The following is a 19,736-nucleotide window of genomic DNA, read 5'->3' on the forward strand; positions in this document are numbered from 1 at the left end:
ACTGCGCTCCCTCCCCCCTTGCGGGGGAGGGCGGGGGAGAGGGGTGGCTCGGAAAATGGTGCGAATAGTTGTCGTGTCGCCCCTTACGGCAGCCCGCGCGCCTCGAGCTGATGCACCAGCAGCAGCGTCGGTTCGGCGAGGCTGTCGCCGGAGCCGTCGAGGCCGAACGCGGCGGCGATGCCGTCGCGGCTGCGCAGGAGTGTGAGGCGCGGGCAGTGGCCGGCGCCGCACAGCGTCTTCTTCAGGGTCTCGCCCTGTGTCACGATTCTCGCGGGATCGTCCGCGGCCCAGGCCAGCACGATGGGCTCGTCGAAATTGAGAATGCCGGGGAAGACCGACCGCTTGTCATATTGGGCGGCATCCAGGCCGAGATAGGCCTTCTCGCTGTCGCCGGCGTCCTTGCCGGCGCGATAGATGCCGGACACCAGCACCACGGCAGCGACATCGGCGCGGTCGGCCTGGAGCTCGGGATGCGCCAGCAGGGTGGCGACATGGAAGGCGCCGGCGCCATAGCCGACCGCGACGATCTCGCGGGCATCGCCGTTGAACAGGTCGATATTGCCATGGATCCAGGACAGCGCGGCGGCGACATCGGTCGCACCCATCGGCCAGGTCGCTGCGGGCGCCAGCCGATAGCTCACGCGCACCCCGATCATGTCGTTGCGCGCGGCAAAGCACATCGCCTGGTCCTGGATTTCGCGGGACAGGTCGGGCGCCGCGCGGTCGCCGGTGAAGGTGTCGCCGGCCACGAACAGCAGCACCGGCCGCGGCGTATCCGCCTTGGTCGAGCTGGTGGCGACATCGAGCACATTGGCCTCGCTGTCGCCATAGCGCAGGCCGCGCGAGAAGGTGACCTGCTCGCACAGCCGCGCGGTGCCGCCGGCCGTCGTGTCGGAGTCGGTCAGGCCGACGCGCACGAGATCGGACGACGCTGTCAGCCGCACGGGCAACGGGCCGTGCGCGGAGGCGGTTGTCACGGTCAGAACAAGGAAAAAAGTGAGATAATTCTTCATCATGTGGGTGCCGGCCTTGTGCGCTTGATATGGACGCGCGGGTTTGGCCTGTCTTTTCAATTCGCCTTATTAGTTCGTCTTGTTGGTTCAACTTGCGGCGATTTCACGGCACCCTAGGTTCGGCCTTCAGGCTCATCTCAATTTCCCGGCTGGAACGTGCAATCCGCCCCGCTGCCGTCCTTTTGCCGGATGGCGTTGGGGTCGATCGTGCAGCTCAGTTTGCTCAGGCTCTCGAAATTCGATCCCGCCGCACCATCCGGCGGAACACCGGCCAGCGCCTCGATGGCAAAGATCTCGTTGGCGGTGGAGCCGGCCACGGTCTTCACCTTCTTGCCGAAGGTGACCTCGCAGTTGCGTACCGTGATGTCGACATTGCCGGTGCGGCAGACGATCCTGTCCGCAGTCACCACGATTGCCTTCTTGTAGGGAATGTCGCTGTTGGCGGCGAACAGCATCGCCATCGCCTTCTTCTCCGCGCCCGACAGGAGCGGCGACAGCGGCGCGATCACGCCGGCGAGCGCCAGCGCAACCGAGCCTGAGACCTTTGCCGGCGTGCCGCCAGACGCGCCCGCGACATTGGAGGCGGCGGCGACAGCGAGCGCAGCGGCGGTGCAAGCCGTCACGATGAACTTCATTTTCATGTCTCCTGGCCGATCAGGGCTTCGATGTCGCAAGCGGTGTCAACCTACGACAGAACCACCGGCTTTGGCAGCCTGAAGCGCGACCGGGCGTGGCGCGACGGCAGGACAGATGTTCGACGCTTCAGCTGGCCTTCTTCCGCTTGGCGGCTTTCTTCGTCTTCTTCTTGACGGTCTTCTTGGCCGCCTTCCTCTTCGCCGCCTTCTGGCCGGTCAGATACGCCTCGACCTTCTTTGCGGAATGGCCGGCGGCGGCGACGGCGGCCTTCAGCTTGGCCGGCGTGATCTTGAATTTCTTCGACCAGTAGCGGACTTCATAGGCCTCGCTCAGCGCGATCCGGCTCTTGTCGGCGGCGCGGTGTTTCTGGAGCTTGATGTATTCCTCTACCTTCCGTGCGGAATGGCCGACCTTCTTGACGGCGTATTTCAGCTTGGCCGGGGTCACCTTGAATTTCTTCGACCAGTAGGCGACTTCGTATCTCTCGGTGAGCGCGATCAGCGCGCGATCGGCGCCGCCCCGCTTTGCCTTGTCGTCAGCCATGCTTCCCTCCTGCCGCAAATGCGTGCATCCAGTCTAGCATGCAATCGGATTTGGAAGGCAAGGTGCGAGCCGCGCAGCGGTTTGCGCGGCGCCGCTGTTTTGCCGCGCCGTGTCAAATGGTTGTCGCGCGTCAGATGCCCCATGCGGGAAGGGTCCCGTCTACTGTGCATGGGGTTGTTTTCGACTTTTTTGCCATTCGCGTGTCCGTGATGGAACCTTATGCCGGCTGATGCGACTTACCTATACGCGGGGAGAAACGTGCGAGGCTGTCATGTCAGAGCAGTGGAAGCATACCGCCGATCCGGCCGAGATCATGCGGGCGACCGGTCACCCTGAACTGGAATATGCCGCGGGCTGGACCATCGCCGGCCTGGTCACCATCGGCACCATCGTCGCAGCCTGGGTGTTTGCGATCTAGGCGATAGGAAACTGAAGCTCGAAGGCCGCGCCCTCGTCGGTCGGCTTGAGCCTGATCGAGCCGCCATGGCTCGCCATCACCGCGCGTGCAATCGCGAGCCCCATCCCGGTGCCGCCCTGGTCGCGGCGGGTCGTGAAGAAAGCGTCAAAGATCCTGTCGCGGTTCGGCGCTGAGATCGGCTCGCCGTCGTTGCTGACCGTCAGCAGCAAGGTCGTACGCTCGTCGACCGCCTCCAGCCTGATTGACCTTGCCTTGTGCCGCATCGCGTTGTCGGCGAGATGCGACAGCACGATCAGCGCCTTCTCGCCGGACATGCTGATCGCCCGGTCGAGGCTGCCGCTGGCGAGAATCGCGCTTTCCGGAAACCGGCTCTTGAGATCGGCGATGACGGGCGCGAGTTCGGTGCGCTCGTTCTGCGGCAGGCTTTCGGCGCGGGCGAGCTCGCGCAGCCGCTGCGCCATCGCCTCCAGCCGCTTGGTGTCGGAGAGGATGTTGGCGATGAACGTCTTCTGCTCGGCCGGCGTCAGGCCCTCGGGCCTGCCGTGATACGAATCCTGCAACAGCTCGGCCGCGCCCTTGATCGAGGTCAGCGGCGATTTCAGCTCGTGGGTGAGATGGGCCGAGAACGTCGCGATGTAGTCCGAGCGCCGCGCCAGCTGCTCGGCCATGCCGAGGAAGCTGTGCGAAAGCTGCGCGAACTCGCGCGTGCCGTAATGGCTGAGCGGCTGGAAGGCTTCGCGGTCGCCGCGGCCGATCCGCGCCGCGCGATCGATCAGCTCGCGCATCGGCCGGGTGATGGTTCGGGAGAACACCAGCCCGATCGCGATGGTGCCGAGGATCACGGCGAGCCCTGCCAGCACGAACTTGGCCCGCTCCTGGTAGAGATGGTCGAAGATGTTGCTCGGCGTCCGCGTGGTGTAGATCACCCCCGCAACGCGGTTGTTGACGATGACCGGCATCGCCGAGAACACGTGGACGCCGAGGCCGCGGCTGAAGGAATAGATTGGCGGCGGCGGCTTGTCCGGCACGCGGTTGCGCAAGGTGGCGCGGTATTGCCCGTGCAGCGCGTCCGCGACCTCCTCGATATGGGCGAGCGATTGCCCGACCTCCTGCCGCCCGGCGATCACCACGCCCTGCGGGTCGAGGATCCGAAATCCCGCCAGCGTCACCTTCTGGGTCTCGCGGATGATCGGCGTCAGTTTTGCGCCGATCTCGACATAAGCTGGCTGCGCTGGCCGGGGCGCGGCCTGCGCATCCGGCCGCCGTCGCAACAGGTCGTTGGCGGTGAGATCGAGCGCGGCACGGATCGGCGTGAACTGGTCGCCGGGGTCGGGCAGCACGTTCGGCGCGACCTCGGCGCCGAGCGTCAGGCTGCTGTCGAGCCGCGCCGTGACCTCCTGCGCATAGATCGTCGCGAGCACGCGGCTCTGCGCGATCAGCTCGGCCTGGGTCTGGCGAATCAGCTGATTGTCGTAGAGGCGGAAGAAGAACAGGCCCACCAGCGGCAGCACGGCGACGGTCGCCAGCACCGCGAAGATCACGAGCCCGAGCGACGGCCGCCATTTGTCGGGCGCAGCACTCATGCCTCTTTCTCGCAGCGGCCGAGCTTGAAGCCGACGCCGTGGATTGTTTCGATCACATTCTCGCAGTCCTGCGCCGCGAGCTTGGCGCGGATGTTGCGGATGTGGCTGTCGATGGTGCGATCCGAGACCTGGATGTTGAGCTGGTAGGCCGCCCGCATCAGCTGCTCACGATTGAACACGGACGTCGGCCGGGTCAGGAACGCGCGCAGGATGCCGAACTCGATGGCGGTGAGCTTCAGCGGGATTCCGGCGAAGGACGCGACATGCTGCTCGGGATCGATCTTGAGGCCGCCTTGCGACAGCGCGCCAGGGCCGGCCTTGGCGTCGCCATTGCGGGGGCTGAGGCGGCGCAGGATGACGTTGACCCGCGCCACCAATTCGCGCGGGCTGAACGGCTTGGTCACATAATCGTCGCCGCCGATCTCGAGGCCAAGGATGCGGTCGATCTCCTCGTCACGTGCCGACAGGAACAGGATCGGCACGTCGGAGTTTTTGCGCACCTCACGGCAGACGTCGAGGCCGTCGAACTCCGGCATGCCGACGTCGAGCACGATCAGGTCAGGCATGTCGGCGGCAAAGCGGCTCAGCGCCTCCTTGCCGTCGCGCGCCTCGATCACGTCCATGCCGGCTTTCTTCAAGGCGACGCGGATGACCTCGCGGATGTGGCCCTCGTCGTCGACGATGAGAATGCGATGCGCCAAGACTATCTCCGCTCAACCCGCCAGCTGACTGTTGGACTGGCTCTTGGCTTGGGCGTCAAGCCTGCGCTGTAGCCGCCAGCTTCGAAAGCCCCAGGCCCGCCAGGCCAGGTCCTGCCGTTGACTTTCTACAAGCCGATCTCGGCGTCTCGCAAGACAGTAGTCGCCCCCGCGAAGCGAGATGACTTTGTCAATTGCAGGCAGCGCCTGCGGGCCCAATGTGAGGAGGTAGTCGGCATCGATCTTCACGCCCTGGCCCCACATTTCGCTGCTGTGCTTCAGATTATAGTCGGCAATGAACGCATCGAAGTTCACCAGCGAGGCACCGTAGAGCACGATCGTTAACGCGATCAGATTGGCACTGACAAGCCACCGGTTGGACCGATCGAGCGCGATGCGGGCCACGATCAGGACGAGCCCGAGCGCCACCAGCCCCATCCAGATGAAGGCCGCGATGCGCCAGTAGGTCAGCATGTAGATGTCTACGTAGAGGTCGAGGCGCAGGATGGAGGAGGCGACCAGCAGGACATTCTGCCCGACCCAGAGATAGACCAGCGGCCGGATCACCGTCGATTTCGCGGCCGGTCCACCCGGACGCATCGCCACCAGCACGAAGGCGGCGGCGAGCAGCGCGGTCGCGATCAGCGGATAGGCGCCGCGATGGGCGTAGGCCGCGTAGGTCATGCTGGCAGGCAGCGCCAGATGGCCCCAGAGATAGATGCCGTCGAGGAGCGACTGCGCCGCGAACAGCAGATTGAACAGGATCAGCGAGCGCAGGATGGCGGACGGTCCCAGGAACTCGGCCGGGATGATGGGTGCGAGAGGCTCCGGCTCGGCGGTATCGGCGATGGCCTCGGTAACCACTTTCCTGCGCCGCCAGCGGATATGGATGAATGGCCAGACCAGCGCCAGCATCGCCGTCCAGAACAGCACGCGCGGGATGCTGACATAGTCGAGGATGAGCTTTGGATTGAGCAGCGACACCCACTGCTCGATCAGGGGATTGGCCGCGGCGAACAGCGCGACAAAGACGGTGCCCAGCACGATCGGCAACAGCCAAAGGGCGAGGCCGCGGGTGAACGCCGACATGTTGAAGATTTGGAGCGCCTCGGGGAAGAATCTGAAGGGACCGAACAGGACGAAATTGCGCAGCGCGCGGGCGCGGTCGGCGAACCCTTTCGTCTCCGGATTGGTCGCGAGCAGCAGCGCAATGACCAGCGCAGCGACGAGGATCAGAAATGACAGCGTATTGAGCTCCTCGACCGCCGGCACGAGACCGAGGGGGACGATCGCGCCGCCGATCGCCGCGCGCCGAAAATCCAGTGCCGCATGATTGAAGAGCACCGACACGCAGGCGATCGCGATTGCAAAGAGCGTGAGCGACAGCCCGATCCGCTCGCCATAGAACAGCCAGTCGGCAAGCGCGGCCAGCGCCAGTGCGAGGCCGACCTTGGCCGGAACCGAGGAGTGCCTGATCGGCTGAATGTCCGCTGCGATCGTCGAAGCCAGGCTCGTCATGTTCAAAAGACCTTTCGTGGAGGGTGACGCCACGAAGTCTGGACGCGCCTTGTGCAGAAGCCGGGATCATCGTCTGCACAAGTTCAGGAGTCTTTTGCAGATTTCGTGCAGTCGCGCTTTTGCCTCTCGCACGGCGTGAATCGCTTTGATAGGTGCGAAGCATTCGCCACCTCGCACATGTTGCATCCCATGCAATTCCTCCGTCGAATCGGTCTCATCCTGCTCTGGCTGGCCGCGCCCGTTGTTGCCTTCGGGGCTGCCAACAAGAACGATCCCTATCTGCTCGTGCTGCGTAGCGTCGGAAACATCGCGCTCGTCGTCATAAGCATCATGATCGTCATCGTCCTGATCCGCAGAGGGCGGTGGCGAAGCATGGCCGGCAAGCTCCTCATCATCCTCTGGTGCTTGCCGCCGCTCCTGATGTCGGCGGCGCATCTCAAGTTCGAGCTGCGCAAGCACGAGGTTCTTGCCGCCGGCACTGCCGAGGCGCGGCAGCTCGGGCCTCACTTCATGGTCGGCTATTCGTCATTTCCCAAGGTGGCGCGCCTTGCCGAACAGGGATTGATCGGCGGTGTCTACGTCACCCGCCACAATATCCGGGGCCGGACGGCCGACGCGCTACGTGCCGAGATCGCCGCGCTCCAGGACAAGCGGCGCGCAGCTAGCCTGCCGCCGCTGATCGTCGCCGCGGATCAGGAGGGCGGCATTGTCGGGCATCTCTCGCCGCCGCTGACAAAAGTGCCGGCGCTGGCGACGCTCGCGGGGCTTGCCCCTGACGATCAGCAGGTCAAAGCGGAGGAGTTCGGCCGCATCCATGGGCGCGAGCTTGCCGGGCTCGGCATCAACCTCAATCTCGCGCCGGTGCTCGACCTCAAGCCGCCGGTCCGGCGCAACCGCCTCGATTTCCATACCCTGATCGGCCAGCGCGCGATCGCGACCGACCCTGTCGTCGTCGGCGCGATCGCGAGCGCCTATGTGCGGGGGCTGGAGGCCTCCGGCGTCGGCGCCACGCTCAAGCACTTCCCGGGCATCGGCCGCGTCCGCACCGACACGCACCATTTCAGTGCCAATCTCGATACACCGGTCAGGGAGTTGGAGGCGACCGATTGGCTCCCGTTCCGCGAGGTGCTGTCTCAATCGCACAGCGCGCTCATGGTCGGCCATGTCACGCTCACCGCGGTCGATCCCGATCGCGCAGCATCGCATTCGAAGGCCGTCGTCGAGGGGATCATCCGCGACAAGTGGAAGTACCAGGGCGTGGTGATGACCGACGATCTCGTGATGGGTGCGATCTACCAGCACGATGTCTGCAAGGCCGTGGTCGAAGCCATCAACGCGGGCGTCGACCTCTTGCTGGTCGCCTATGACGGCGCGCAATTCTACCGGATCTTTGCTTGCGCCCTGGACGGATCACGGCAAGGCAAGCTCGATACAGTAATGTTGCGCGCGAGCGCAGCACGACTGGAAAGAGGCTCTCCGAAAGATCAGGCGCGAGCCGCCTCAGGCGTCGTCGGCCTCGCCCGTTAGCCTTTCGCGAACTGACGGTAGTCCGGCTCGCGGTGAAACCAGAACTCGTAGCCGGATACGCCTTTCTGCATGGCGACGTCGTGGATCGGCTGGTTGAGCGGGATGACGGGAACATCGCTCATGCAGAGTGTGATAAAATCCTTCACGGCCTTGTCGTACTCGGTCACGTCGGTAGTGAACCGCGCCTTGTCGATCAGCGTGTCCATCGCCTTGTTCTGGTACGAGGAGATGTTGAAGATCGAGTTGTTGCCGTGGAAATTCCAGTAGAAATAATACTCGGGATAATCGAGCCAGCCGCTGAAACGATTCAGCGCGAGCGGCAGCTCCTTCTTGTTCAGCGTCGTGCGCCAGTTCGCGCCCGGTATCTTCTCGATCGACGCCTTGATCCCGATCTTAGCGAGGCTCTCCTGGATCAAGATGGCCGTGGGCTCGCCGACGGTCGCAGTCCCCGTGTCGAGCGACAAGGTTGTTTCCAGGCCGGACTCGAAGCCCGCCTCCTTCATCAGCGCCTTGGCCTTGTCGAGATCGGTGACATAGGGAGATGGTTGCGGCCACACCGGCTTTGAAACCTCCGCTGCCCCGCCATACATTGGAACGGCGCGCCCGAAGAAGGCGCTGCTGTGGATCTGCTCATACGGCATCGCCCAGGCGATGGCCTGCCGAAGCTTTACATTGTCGAACGGCGGCTTCGCCGCATTCAACGCCACGTACCAGAGCGCGTTGGGGATCGGCACGCCCGAAACCTTGACCTTGCCCTCCTTGATGATTTGCTCGAAATCGCGCGGTGCAAAACCGCTGGAGAGGTCGGCATCGCCCCGCTCCAGCATCGCGCGGCGCGTGCCGGCGGAAGGAACGTCGCGCGCGATCACGCGCCTGATTTTCGGCAGCGGCCCGCTGGTCCAGTCGTCGAAGCGCGACAGCACAGTTTCGCTGCCAGGCTTCCAGCTGTCGATCTTGTAGGCGCCGCCGCCGGCCTCGTTGTTCTTGAGCCACACCAGCGCCCAGGGGTCTTCGAGTGTTGCGTTCTTCTTCGCGAGTTCGGAGTTGATGATGAAGGGCACGACCACCGCGACGTTGAAGAGCAGCATCTTGTCCTTGCGCACATAGTCGATGCGGAAGGTGTGGTCGTCGACGACCACGAACTGCTCGGGCTTCTCCAGCGATCCCGCCGACATCTGAAAGGTCGGAAAGCCGCCGACTTTCACCGCGCGGTCGAACGACCATTTGACGTCCTTGGCCGTGACCGGCGTGCCGTCGTGGAATTTCGCGTTCTGCCGGAGCTTGAAGGTGCAGGACATGCCGTCGGCAGCAACCTCCCAGCTCTCCGCGAGCTCAGGGGCGAGCGTCGCGCGATCATAGGACAGTGTGCCGTCCGGAAGCGTCTTCGACGCATAGGTCAGCAGGCGATCGTAGCAGTTCCAGGACAGGCCGTTCACGGTCTGATTGGAGCCGACGCCCTGCATGTCGAGCGAGTTCGGCCCGAGCTCCTGCACCACCAGCAGCGTTTCCGCGCGCCCCTGCGCCCAGGCGAAGCGCGGCGCGACGGCCGTCATTCCGGCGATGCCGAGGCCACCGAGGACGACGTTACGACGGCCTATATGAAAAGACGAATCGCTCATGGCTGCCTCTGTGCGAGAGTTGTCCGGGATCGAGAGGCAAGGCGTATGCCACCAGTGCGCTTCAAGGTGTCGCACTTGTCTGGGTTATCGGAGCTCCTCCGCCAGAAAGTCGACCAGCGCCCGCACCTTGGTCGAGGGACGCCGGCCGCCTGGGAAGACAGCATGCACGTCGACGGGCGAGAGCTTGTAGCTCTTCAGCAGCGGCACCAGCGCGCCGACCTTGATCTCGGGCCCAGCCATGATGGGCGATGTCACGGCGATGCCGAGCCCCGCCAGCACGCATGCAAACACACCGGGACCCGAATCGGCACAGATGCGACCGCGGACATCGACGGACATCTCCGTGCCGTTGCGGCTGAACGACCATGTGGTGCGGCCGAATAGGCCGGGGCCGAAGATACAATCATGCGACGCGAGATCCGCCGGCGTCTTCGGCGTGCCGCGCCCGGCAAGATAGGACGGCGCCGCCACGAGCAGCCGCGGGAGCGTTGCCAGTTTTCGTGCACCAAAGCCGGAGTCGTTGAGCGGGCCGAGGCGAATGGCGACGTCGGTCCCCTCGGCAACGAGATCCTGCCGCTCGTCGACCACGGATAGCTCAACGCGCAGCAGGGGATGTGCGGCAAGGAACTTTGGCAGGCGCGGGATGATATTTCGCGTGCCGTAGACGATAGGCATCGTGACGCGCAACGTCCCGCGCAAGGAGTCGACGCCGCGCGCGGCGTCCTCGGCATCCTCGATGTCGGCGAGGACTTCGCGCGCACGGGTGAGGAACAGCGCGCCGGCATCCGTCACGGTGATGCGTCGCGTGGTCCGGAGCAGCAGCTTGACGCCGAGCCGCGCCTCCAATTCGCCGATGATGCGCGACACCGAGGGCTGCGACAGGCCGAGTTCGCGCGCGGCCTTCGAAAAGCTGCCGCTCTCCGCCGCCCGGGCGAAGACAGCCAATTCCTGCAATCGGTCACTCATTTGAAGTCCAGATAAATGTTCTCCGTAATCGCCATATACCCCTTCATTTCCAAATGATCCAGATAGAGCGGGCCAACAGCAACCGATGGAGCTTCCCATGGCCCTGCAAGACAGACTTCAAGACAAACTTGATGCCCTCAAAGCCGACTTCGAAGGCGGACGCTTTCCGCTCAAGCCCACCAAGGAGGCGCTCGACACCATGCATCGCGCCACCGCCGAACTGATCGCGAGCGGCCAGGCGCAGCGCGCGAAGAAGGCCGGCGACGTCGCGCCGGAGTTCATCCTGAATGATCCAGACGGCAAGCCGATGTCCTCACGCGACCTGCTCGCGAAGGGGCCGCTAGTCGTGTCGTTCTATCGCGGCGTCTGGTGCCCGTACTGTAACCTCGAGCTTCAAGCGCTTCAGGAGACTTTGCCGGAGATCGCCGCGCGCGGCGCCAGCCTGGTTGCGATCTCGCCGCAGACAGCGCCGAACAGCCGCAAGTCGCAGCGCGACAACAAGCTGGCCTTCCCGATCCTGAGCGACGTCAAGAGCGAAGTTGCCGACGCCTTCGGTATCCGCTTCGCGCTGCCGGATGATCTCGTCGCACTCTACAAGTCATTCAAGAACGATTTGCCGACGTTCAACGACGATCCATCCTGGGTGCTTCCGATGCCCGCGCGCTACGTCATCGGCCGCGACGGCATCATCGCCTATGCGGAAGTGAACCCGGACTACACGCACCGTCCGGATCCGTCTGAGCTCTTGCCGGTACTTGACCGGTTGCGGGCGGGCAAGGCGGCCTGAGCCCTAAGGCGTCACCGCTCCGCGGCTTACGGCCCGCGGGGCGGTCAGCTCTTTCCAGGTCGAGTTGGCGACATGCACCGGCGAGAAGGCGGGACGCTCGACGTAGTGGCCATCGCCGGCTTCGGCACGCAGATCGCCATCCTTCCAGACGATGCGGCCGCGCGACAGCGTCGCGGCCGGTCCGCCGGTGCAGGAAAAGCCCTCGAACACGTTGTAATCGATCCGGCTCATCTGCCGCTTGGCGCTGATGGTTTTGCTCGCCTTCGGATCCCACACCACGATATCGGCATCCGAGCCCACGGCGACGGCGCCCTTGCGCGGATAGATGTTGAGGATGCGGGCGATATTCGCCGAGGTCACCGCGACGAACTCTTCCTTCGTCAGTCGTCCCGTGGCGACGCCCGCGGTCCACAGCAGCGCCAGGCGATCTTCGAGGCCGCCGGTGCCGTTCGGGATCTTCCGGAAGTCGCCGAGCCCGAACCGCTTCTGCTCCGTCGTGAAGGCGCAGTGGTCGGTCGCGACCACCTGGAGCGAGCCGGATTGCAGCCCCGCCCACAGGCTGTCCTGGTGCGATCTGTCGCGGAACGGCGGCGACATCACGCGCTGTGCGGAATGATCCCAGTTCTTGTTCTGATACTCACTCTCATCGAGTAGCAAGTGCTGGATCAATGGTTCGCCATAGACGCGTTTTCCCGCAGCCCGTGCCCGGGCAATCGCCTCGTGCGCCTCCCGGCAACTCGTGTGCACGATATAGACCGGCGTGCTCGTCATGTCCGCGATCATGATGGCGCGGTTGGTGGCTTCGCCCTCGACCTCCGGCGGCCGTGAATAAGCATGGCCCTCGGGGCCGGTGACGCCGCGCGCGATCAGCGCCTCCTGCATCAAGGCGACGACGTCGCCGTTCTCCGCATGCACCACCGGCATGGCGCCGAGATGGGCGCAGCGCGCGAACGAGTTGTAGAGTTCGTCGTCGTTCACCATCAGCGCGCCCTTGTAGGCCATGAAGTGCTTGAAGGTGTTGATGCCGTAGGTTTTGACCACGGTTTCCATCTCGTCATAGATCTGCTTCGACCATGACGTCACCGCCATGTGGAAGCCGTAGTCGGTCGCCGCCTTCTCGGATTTGTGCCGCCATTCCTGATAGGCCGCGAGCATCGACTGGCCGGGATCGGGCAGGCAGAAATCCACCACCATGGTGGTGCCGCCGGTCAGCGCCGCCTTCGTGCCCGATTCGAAATCGTCGGCGGTGACGGTGCCCATGAACGGCATTTCGAGATGGGTATGCGGATCGATTCCGCCCGGGATGATGTAGGCGCCGCCGGCGTCGACGATCTCGGCACCCGTCGGCGCCGCGATCGATGTGCCGACCGCGACGATGGTGTCGCCGTCGATCAGCACGTCCGCGCGGCGCGAATGATCATGATTGACGACGGTGCCGCCGCGGATGAGGAGGGACATGGGAACTCCAGTGGAAGTGAGTGCTGCGTTGAAGCTAAGCGGGCCAGTCGGCGTACAACAGGCGAAATTTTAGTCATTCTCTGGAGCGTGCTTGAGCGCGCCGATTGGCGACGGAATACGTGTTGCATGTGCGAAGACGCACCCGAGGCATGTCTTCTCGGGCTGCCTCGCGCCCTTGCGCATCATGCCTTGCCGGAGCACTCTAGCGATGCGGCGCGGAGAACGCCGCCAATAAGGACGTACGTACAAGATCTTGGCGAGGAAGCATCCATGGCGGTGACGCGGATCGACTGCGACATCCACCCGGCGGTTGGTGGCACGCGCACGACGCTGTTGCCCTATCTCAGCGATCACTGGAAAGAGCAGGTCGTGAGCCGCGCCATCGACGGGCTCGACCTCACCTCCTATCCGCCGAGCATGCCGCTTTCGGGCCGCGCCGACTGGCGGCCGTCCAACGGCGCCAAGCCCGGCTCGGATCTCGCGATGGTGCAGAAGGGCGCCTTCGAGCAGTTGGGTGCCAGCCACGCCATCCTCAACGTGCTCTATGGCGCACAGGCCGTGTTCGACGCCTATATGGCGGCCGACTTCTGCAAGGCCATCAACGACTGGATCGCCGCGGAATGGCTTTCGCGCGACCCGCGCCTGCGTGCGTCGATTGTGGTGCCGATGCAGGCGCCTGATCTCGCGATCGAGGAGATCGAGCGCCGCGCTGGCGACAACCGCTTCGTCTCCATCCTGGTGCTGGCGCAGGGCGAGACGCTGCTGGGCCGGCGGCATTTCTGGCCGGTCTATCAGCTCGCAGAAAAATACAAGCTGCCGCTCGCGATCCACGCCGGCACGCAATATCGGCAGGCACCGAGCTCGGCGGGCTGGCCGTCGCACCGCTACGAATATTACTTCGTCGAGGCGCAGGCGTTTCAGGCGCAGATTCTGAGCCTGATCTACGAGGGCGTGTTCGGCAAATATCCCGATCTCAAGGTCGTGCTGATGGAATCCGGCGTGAGCTGGCTGCCGGCCTTCATGTGGCGCGCCAACAAGACCTGGCGCGGAGTACGTGTCGAGGTGCCCTGGGTCGAGCGCGAGCCGGCCGCGATCATCCGCGACAATTTTCGTGTCACCATGCAGCCGTTCGATGCGCCGGGCGATGCCAAAAGCGTTGAGGAGATCATCGACCAGATCGGCTCCGACAAGATGTTCCTGTTTGCGTCCGACTATCCGCACTGGCAGTTCGACGGCGACGATCCGATCCCGCCGAACCTGCCGAAGAGCATTATCTCAAAGATGTGCGCCGACAATCCGCTGGAGACGTTTCCGCGGCTGTCGGTCAACTAATTTTGGAGGTTCGCATGAGTGAAGTCATCGACCGTCCGCTGCGCGAAGACGAGAAGCCCGCCACAAGCCGGCTGCGCATCGTCGATTGCGACGTGCATCCAAGTCTGCACTCGTTCGACGATCTCAACGAGTTCCTGCCGAAGCGCTGGCAGCAGCATCTGAAGGAATATGGCAGCCACCTCCGCACGCCCTATCTCTTCACCACGCCCTATCCGCGCTCCTCGCCGCTGATCGCGCGGCGCGATGCCTGGCCGCCGACCGGCGGGCCGCCCGGCTCCGATCTCGCCTTCATGCAGAAGCAGCATCTCGATCCGCTCGACGTCGAGTTCGGGATTCTCCAGGTCCTCGATCTCTTCATCTTCTCGCAGCAGAATCTCGAATTCGGCGCCGCGATCCAGCGCGCCATCAACGACTGGCAGTTGGCGTTCTGGTCGCATCGCGATCCCCGCCTGAGGGCCTCGATCCTGGTTGGGCAGGACGGAACGGACCTGGCGATTGCCGAAATCGAGCGCTGCGCCAAGATCGGCGAGTACATCCAGATCAACGTCTCGCCGCGCGCCAACGAGCCGCTCGGCAGACGCCGCTATTGGCCGATCTACGAGCGGGCCGAGGCACTCGACCTGCCGCTCGGCATTCACGTCGGTGGCTATGGCGGTCATGCGCCGACCGGCGGCGGCTGGCCGTCCTATTATGTCGAGGAGCACCAGTCGAATGCGCACACCATCGCGGCGCAGCTTGCTAGCCTCGTCATCGAGGGCGTGCTCGAGCGGTTTCCAAAACTGAAGATCGTTTTCATCGAGGGCGGCTTCGGGTGGGTCCCGTCGGCCGTGTGGCGGATGGACCAGCACTTCGAGCGCTTCCGCAGCGAGGTGCCGCATCTCAAGCGAAAGCCGTCGGAATATGTCCGCGAGCACTTCTGGTTCACGACGCAGCCGATCGACGAGCCTGATGAGGCGCGGCATCTGCGGTCGCTGATCGAATGGGTCGGCATCGACCGACTGCTGTTCTCGTCGGATTATCCGCACTGGGATTTCGACGATCCGCGCTTCGCCTTCAAGACGCCGCTGACCGAGGCCGAGCGGAAGAAGATCTTCAGCACCAATGCCCGCGCGGTCTACAAGTTCTGAGAAGGTCCTGAAGGGATTATGGCCCGTCACATCGTTGCCCGCACCACCGAGATCCCGCCCGGCGGCAACAAGGTTGTCGATATCGCGGGCCGCGACATTGTCGTATTCCATGTCAACGGCGAGTTCTTCGCGCTGTTGAACCGCTGCCCACACGAAGGCGCCCCGCTTGAAAAAGCGGCCTGCGTAGCGCGGCTGACCTCGCCCGAGCCCGGCATTTACGAGCGCTCGCGTGTCGGCGAAATGCTCCGCTGCCCCTGGCACGGTTGGGAATTTGACATGCGCAATGGCCAGTCGTGGTTCGACCCGAACCGGGTCAAGATCCGGTCCTATCCAGTCGCGGTGGAACGCGGCGAGGAACTGCAGAAAGGGCCGTATGTCGCCGAGACCTTTCCGGTGCATGTCGAAGACAGTTATGTGATTGTCGAGGTCTGAGCAGCCGTTTCGGATTGTGATTTCGTCGCAGGTGCGATAAGCCTCGCCCGCATTCATGGCGGAGACGAGCTTTGTCGAAACAATCCCTGCGTGAGGAGGCCGAGCGCCTGATCCGCGAATCGATGGAAAAGAAGGCCATCGTCGTGAAGCAGGGCTCGACCCGCATCGAGGCAGTCTGCGGCAAGTGCGGCGCGCCGAACCGGGTCCAGGCGGAAAAAGGCCAAAGCCGCGTCAAGTTCGCCTGCAAGCAGTGCGGGCACCAGCAAGAGACGCTATAGGCCGCGGCGTCTAGCCCCCCTTCACGAACTTCGCGAACGGCTCCGCATAGTTGGGATGCCAGCGCGACAGCGGCGGGCGGTTTTCCACGATATCGCCGGCGGCCCACAGCATGCGCTTCTCGTCGAGCGCGCGCGGCACGTCATTGTCCGGGCACAGGATGTAGAAATCGCCGGCCTCCAGCCGCGCGAGCATGAAGTCGACGGTCTGCTCCGCCGTCCAGGCGCCGGCTGGTTTCTCGGTGCGGCCCTTCGCGGTCAACCCGGTGAAGACGAAGCCGGGGATGAGCAGATGCGCGGTGATGTGGCAGTCTTTGGTATTGCGCAGCTCGTGCTGGAGCGCCTCGGTGAACGCTTTCACGCCGGCCTTGGAGACGTTGTAGGCGGGGTCGCCCGGCGGCGTGGTGATGCCCTGCTTCGAGCCGGTGTTGATGATCAGGCCGGCCTTGCCGCGCGCAATCATGCCGGGTGCGAAGACGCGCGAGCCGTTGATGATGCCCCACATGTTGACGCCGATGATGCGCTGCCAATTGTCGGGCTCAGCGAATAGCGTGCTGCCGGGCTGGATGCCGGCGTTGTTCATGAGAATGTCGGTGCCGCCGAAACGCGCGCCGACGGCACGTTCGAGTTCCGTCACGCTCTCGGCTCGGCTGACATCGACCACTGATGTCATCACATCTGTGGCAGCCGTAACGGATGACAGTTTTGTTGCGGCCTCCGCCAGCCGGGCCTCGTCGACATCGACGATGCACACCTTCATCCCGGCGCGCGCAAGGGCCATGGCGGCGGCGAGGCCGATGCCGGACGCGCCCCCGGTGATCACGGCGACATTGCCTTTGGCGATGACAGGATGCGGCATGGCTATTCTCCGGGACAGGTGTTCGATCGAGCTATAACATGGCGCTCGCGCGACCCTGCACAAGTCGGCATGGGAGGTCTTCGTTCCGCGCCGACTTTACGCCCTTCCTCCATCGCTGTATTCTGTTTCACCTAACGATCCCGCCCAGATCGAACCAATCAATCATCCTACCTAGGGAGTGCAGCCATGGCTGTGTCGCAGGCTATTCCGATCACGCGCCATCCGTTCGCCAACGGGTCCTACAAGCAGATGCTGATCGACGGGAAGTGGGTCGACGCCGCGTCCGGCAAGCGCTTCGAGACCCACAATCCAGCGACCGGCGAACTGCTCGCGACCGTCGCTGAGGGCGACAAGGAAGACATCGACCGCGCTGTCGCGGCCGCCCGTCGCGCCTTCGAAGGGCCCTGGAGCAAGGTCAAGCCGTTCGAGCGCCAGAACCTGCTGCTCAAGCTCGCCGACCTCGTCGAGAAGAATTTCGACGAATTGTCGCAGCTCGATACCCTCGACATGGGTGCGCCGCTCAGCCGCACCCGGGCCTACCGCCTGCGCGCGATCGGCATGCTGCGCTACTATGCCGGCCAGACCACTGCGATCCACGGCGAGACCGTCGAGAACTCGCTGCCCGGCGAGATTTTCTCCTACACGCTGAAGGAGCCGGTTGGCGTCGTCGGCGCCATCATTCCCTGGAACGGGCCGCTGACCGCGACGCTTTGGAAGATCGGTCCCGCGATCGCGACCGGCTGCACCGTGGTGCTGAAGCCCGCCGAAGAGGCGCCGCTGACCTCGCTGCGCATTGCCGAGCTGGCGATGGAGGCGGGCATTCCGGCCGGCGTCGTCAACGTCGTGCCCGGTTATGGCGAGACCGCAGGCGCGGCGCTCGCCTCGCATCACGATGTCGACAAGGTCGCCTTCACCGGCTCGCATATCACGGGCCAGTCGATCATCCGTGCATCGGCCGGTAACCTCAAGCGCGTCTCGCTCGAGCTCGGCGGCAAGTCGCCGGACATCGTGTTTGCCGATGCCGATCTCGATGCCGCCGTCCCAGGTGCGGCGATGGCGGTGTTTGCCAATTCGGGGCAGATCTGTAGCGCCGGCACGCGGCTGTTCGTCGAGCAGTCGATCTACGAGGAGTTCGTCGGCCGCGTCGCCGAGTTCGGCAAGAAGCTGCAAGTCGGCAACGGCCTCGATCCCAACACCCAGATCGGCCCGCTGGTCTCCGCGCAGCAGCTCGAGCGCGTCACCAGCTATCTCGATATCGGCCAGAAGGAAGGCGCCACGGCGCTCGCCGGCGGCGGCCGTGTCACTGAAGGCGCGCTGTCGAAGGGCTTCTTCGTCTCGCCGACCGTGTTCGCGGGCGTCCAGGATAATATGCGGATCGCGCAGGAGGAGATCTTTGGTCCGGTCATCTCTGCGATTGCCTTCAAGGACATGGACGAACTGATCAAGCGCGCCAATGCCACGACCTTCGGCCTCGGCTCCGGCCTGTGGACGCGCGACGTCAGCAAGGCGCATGCGGTCGCGAAAAGCTTGCGCGCCGGCTCGGTGTGGGTGAACTGCTACCAAGCCATGGACCCGGCCATGCCGTTCGGCGGCTACAAGATGAGCGGCTATGGCCGCGAGTCCGGCAAGCAGCACGTCGAGGAGTATCTCAACGTGAAGGCTGTCTGGATCAAGACGGCGTAACACCTATTCTCTCCCGCGTTCCGCGGAGGGAATATCTACTTTTGCAGGGGCGGCGCCTTTTCCGGTGGCCGCCCCTCGCTATATGATCTGCATCCTTCCATAGCCAATTGGGGCGAGCATGAAATTCCCGGCGTTGTTTCAACCCTTGCAGGTCGGTCCGTACAAGCTCGCGCATCGCGTGGCGATGGCGCCGCTCACCCGGATGCGGGCCGAGCGTGAGAGCTTTTCCCCGCGTCCGCTCAATGCCGAATATTACGGCCAGCGCGCGACGCCGGGCGGCCTGATCATCGCGGAAGCCTCGCCGGTGCTCTCCCATGGTCGCGGCAATCCGGCAACGCCCGGCATCTATTCAGAGGCGCAAGTTTCCGGCTGGCGCAAGGTCGTCGATGCCGTGCACGCCAAGGGTGGCATCATCTTCCTCCAGCTCTGGCATGTCGGTCGCGTCTCGCATTCCTCCTTCCATGCTGGTGAACTGCCGGTGTCGGCCTCGGCGATTGCGATCAAGGCCGAAGGCATGAAGGCGATGACCGCCGACGGCAAGATCGGCGACTATGAGACGCCGCGTGCGCTCGAGACCGAGGAGGTCAAGGGCATCGTCGAAGCCTTCCGGCAGGGTGCCAAGAACGCGCTCGCCGCCGGCTTCGACGGCGTCGAAATCCACGGCGCCAACGGCTATCTGCTCGAACAGTTCTTGCAGTCGCGCAGCAACCAGCGCACCGATCAATATGGCGGCTCGATCGAGAACCGCGCGCGGCTGTTGCTGGAGGTCACGCAGGCCGCGATCGACGTCTGGGGCGCCAATCGCGTTGGCGTGCGGCTGTCGCCGCACGGCATTGCCAATGATTCCGGCGAGGCCGATCCGATGCCGCTCTATACGCATGTGGTGAAGGCGCTCGACAGGCTCGGGCTTGCGTATTTGCATTTCATCGAGCCGCGTTCCAGCGGCGCGGGCCGTGCCGACGTCAACTGGCAGAACGTGCCCTCCGCGATGGTGCTGTTCCGCCCCGTCTGGAGCGGCGTGCTGATCACCGCCGGCGGTTTTGTCGGCGAGACCGCGAATGCGGCGATCGCGGACGGGCATGCCGACATCATCGCGTTCGGCCGCATCTTCATCTCCAATCCGGATTTGCCACGGCGCCTGGAGCACGACTATCCGATCACGCCGTACAACCGCGCGACGTTCTATGGCGGTGAGGAGAAGGGGTATACGGATTACCCGGGGCACGACGAGCTCGCGACGGCGTAAACCACTTCCGTAGCCC

Annotated in this window: 19 protein-coding genes; 9 read left to right on the forward strand and 10 right to left on the reverse strand. The window is 64.3% G+C overall.

Translation table 11 applies throughout. The features are described from left to right. Positions 1 to 83: 83 nt before the first annotated feature. The 3 genes from UB31_RS14590 to UB31_RS14600 form a co-directional block, all read right to left on the reverse strand. On the reverse strand, positions 84 to 1,013 hold the full coding sequence (locus tag UB31_RS14590) for an alpha/beta hydrolase (protein WP_045011435.1): 930 nt from the start codon (positions 1,011 to 1,013) through the stop codon (positions 84 to 86). A 137-nt stretch (positions 1,014 to 1,150) separates the two neighbouring features. Further along, complete coding sequence (locus UB31_RS14595; protein ID WP_502691256.1) at positions 1,151 to 1,648, reverse strand: hypothetical protein; 498 nt, start codon at positions 1,646 to 1,648, stop codon at positions 1,151 to 1,153. Positions 1,649 to 1,775: 127 nt separating this feature from the next. Next, positions 1,776 to 2,192 (reverse strand): DUF3606 domain-containing protein, encoded by a 417-nt coding sequence (locus UB31_RS14600; protein WP_045011312.1) that lies wholly within the window; start codon positions 2,190 to 2,192, stop codon positions 1,776 to 1,778. A gap of 271 nt (positions 2,193 to 2,463) precedes the next feature. On the opposite strand from UB31_RS14600, the gene UB31_RS42165 reads away from it, so the two are divergent. Continuing rightward, a complete protein-coding gene (locus UB31_RS42165) occupies positions 2,464 to 2,610 on the forward strand; it encodes a hypothetical protein (protein WP_197087279.1) in 147 nt (48 codons plus the stop codon). On the opposite strand, the gene UB31_RS14605 is transcribed toward UB31_RS42165, so the two are convergent. The 3 genes from UB31_RS14605 to UB31_RS14615 are packed head-to-tail and all read right to left on the reverse strand — an operon-like array spanning position 2,607 to position 6,409. Next, positions 2,607 to 4,193: an ATP-binding protein gene (locus tag UB31_RS14605; RefSeq protein ID WP_045011313.1), complete on the reverse strand. Its 1,587-nt coding sequence runs from the start codon at positions 4,191 to 4,193 to the stop codon at positions 2,607 to 2,609. The genes UB31_RS42165 and UB31_RS14605 overlap by 4 nt on opposite strands. Then, positions 4,190 to 4,894 (reverse strand): response regulator, encoded by a 705-nt coding sequence (locus UB31_RS14610; protein ID WP_045011314.1) that lies wholly within the window; start codon positions 4,892 to 4,894, stop codon positions 4,190 to 4,192. Before UB31_RS14610 ends, UB31_RS14605 begins: the two co-directional genes overlap by 4 nt. A 12-nt stretch (positions 4,895 to 4,906) precedes the next feature. Continuing rightward, entirely contained in the window at positions 4,907 to 6,409 is a 1,503-nt protein-coding gene (locus UB31_RS14615; RefSeq protein WP_045011315.1) for a DUF4153 domain-containing protein, read from the reverse strand. A 189-nt stretch (positions 6,410 to 6,598) separates the two neighbouring features. Here UB31_RS14615 and UB31_RS14620 point away from each other — a divergent pair, with 189 nt between their 5' ends. Continuing rightward, entirely contained in the window at positions 6,599 to 7,936 is a 1,338-nt protein-coding gene (locus UB31_RS14620) for a glycoside hydrolase family 3 N-terminal domain-containing protein (RefSeq protein WP_045011436.1), read from the forward strand. Here the strand turns inward: UB31_RS14620 and UB31_RS14625 are convergent. Further along, on the reverse strand, positions 7,933 to 9,555 hold the full coding sequence (locus tag UB31_RS14625; RefSeq protein WP_045011316.1) for an ABC transporter substrate-binding protein: 1,623 nt from the start codon (positions 9,553 to 9,555) through the stop codon (positions 7,933 to 7,935). The two genes, UB31_RS14620 and UB31_RS14625, sit on opposite strands and share 4 nt — an antisense overlap. An 84-nt stretch (positions 9,556 to 9,639) precedes the next feature. Then, on the reverse strand, positions 9,640 to 10,521 hold the full coding sequence (locus UB31_RS14630) for a LysR family transcriptional regulator (RefSeq protein ID WP_045011317.1): 882 nt from the start codon (positions 10,519 to 10,521) through the stop codon (positions 9,640 to 9,642). A gap of 97 nt (positions 10,522 to 10,618) precedes the next feature. Here UB31_RS14630 and UB31_RS14635 point away from each other — a divergent pair, with 97 nt between their 5' ends. After that, the gene (locus UB31_RS14635; protein ID WP_045011437.1) at positions 10,619 to 11,308 is read left to right on the forward strand and encodes a peroxiredoxin-like family protein; all 690 of its coding nucleotides are present in this window, start codon (positions 10,619 to 10,621) and stop codon (positions 11,306 to 11,308) included. Positions 11,309 to 11,311: 3 nt separating this feature from the next. Here UB31_RS14635 and hydA read toward each other — a convergent pair whose 3' ends face one another. After that, positions 11,312 to 12,766, reverse strand: coding sequence for a dihydropyrimidinase (gene hydA / locus UB31_RS14640; RefSeq protein WP_045011318.1), 1,455 nt, complete (start codon positions 12,764 to 12,766; stop codon positions 11,312 to 11,314). A gap of 270 nt (positions 12,767 to 13,036) precedes the next feature. Here hydA and UB31_RS14645 point away from each other — a divergent pair, with 270 nt between their 5' ends. From UB31_RS14645 to UB31_RS14660, 4 genes are all read left to right on the forward strand, one after another. Beyond that, a complete protein-coding gene (locus UB31_RS14645) occupies positions 13,037 to 14,098 on the forward strand; it encodes an amidohydrolase family protein (protein WP_045011319.1) in 1,062 nt (353 codons plus the stop codon). 14 nt (positions 14,099 to 14,112) lie between these two features. Beyond that, on the forward strand, positions 14,113 to 15,225 hold the full coding sequence (locus UB31_RS14650; RefSeq protein WP_045011438.1) for an amidohydrolase family protein: 1,113 nt from the start codon (positions 14,113 to 14,115) through the stop codon (positions 15,223 to 15,225). A gap of 18 nt (positions 15,226 to 15,243) precedes the next feature. Next, positions 15,244 to 15,657 (forward strand): Rieske (2Fe-2S) protein, encoded by a 414-nt coding sequence (locus tag UB31_RS14655; RefSeq protein ID WP_045011320.1) that lies wholly within the window; start codon positions 15,244 to 15,246, stop codon positions 15,655 to 15,657. Positions 15,658 to 15,728: 71 nt separating this feature from the next. Continuing rightward, a complete protein-coding gene (locus UB31_RS14660) occupies positions 15,729 to 15,935 on the forward strand; it encodes a hypothetical protein (protein ID WP_045003979.1) in 207 nt (68 codons plus the stop codon). Between the two features lie 10 nt (positions 15,936 to 15,945). On the opposite strand, the gene UB31_RS14665 is transcribed toward UB31_RS14660, so the two are convergent. Then, positions 15,946 to 16,791: an SDR family NAD(P)-dependent oxidoreductase gene (locus UB31_RS14665; protein WP_045011321.1), complete on the reverse strand. Its 846-nt coding sequence runs from the start codon at positions 16,789 to 16,791 to the stop codon at positions 15,946 to 15,948. Positions 16,792 to 16,977: 186 nt separating this feature from the next. Here UB31_RS14665 and UB31_RS14670 point away from each other — a divergent pair, with 186 nt between their 5' ends. Further along, positions 16,978 to 18,474, forward strand: a complete 1,497-nt coding sequence (locus tag UB31_RS14670) for an aldehyde dehydrogenase family protein (RefSeq protein ID WP_045003975.1) — start codon at positions 16,978 to 16,980, stop codon at positions 18,472 to 18,474. A gap of 118 nt (positions 18,475 to 18,592) precedes the next feature. Further along, the gene (locus UB31_RS14675) at positions 18,593 to 19,720 is read left to right on the forward strand and encodes an alkene reductase (RefSeq protein ID WP_045011322.1); all 1,128 of its coding nucleotides are present in this window, start codon (positions 18,593 to 18,595) and stop codon (positions 19,718 to 19,720) included. Positions 19,721 to 19,736 lie beyond the last annotated feature (16 nt).

It is taken from the genome of Bradyrhizobium sp. LTSP849 (assembly GCF_000938255.1).
In the GTDB taxonomy this organism is placed as follows: domain Bacteria; phylum Pseudomonadota; class Alphaproteobacteria; order Rhizobiales; family Xanthobacteraceae; genus Bradyrhizobium.